The following is a 340-nucleotide window of genomic DNA, read 5'->3' as shown; positions in this document are numbered from 1 at the left end:
ACCCATCACATAGGGCGCACGGCTCATACTTTCTACACCACCGGCAATGATTAAATCAGCTTCGTTGGCTTTGATGGCGCGAGCTGCCATGGCAATCGCATCCAGTGATGATCCACATAAACGGTTCACTGTAGTGGCTGGCACTTGATAAGGTAAGCCTGCCAATAATGCTGACATACGCCCGACATTACGATTGTCTTCACCGGCCTGATTGGCACAGCCATAAATCACATCATCGACTTGTTGCCAATCTACTGTTGGATTACGTTGTATCAATGCTTGAATTGGAATAGCACCGAGATCATCTGCACGTATTGGCGCAAGACCACCGGCATAACGA

Annotated in this window: 1 protein-coding gene; it reads right to left on the bottom strand. The window is 48.5% G+C overall.

What is annotated here, in order from left to right:
• Window positions 1–340 (bottom strand): beta-ketoacyl synthase N-terminal-like domain-containing protein (locus WFN33_RS20260; RefSeq protein WP_336954832.1); only part of this gene is annotated, 340 nt, incomplete at both ends.

Source organism: Acinetobacter sp. AS167, assembly GCF_037152175.1.
Lineage (GTDB): Bacteria > Pseudomonadota > Gammaproteobacteria > Pseudomonadales > Moraxellaceae > Acinetobacter.
The sequence above is the reverse complement of the archived record's forward strand: the minus strand, read 5'-3'. Positions and strand labels throughout refer to the sequence as shown.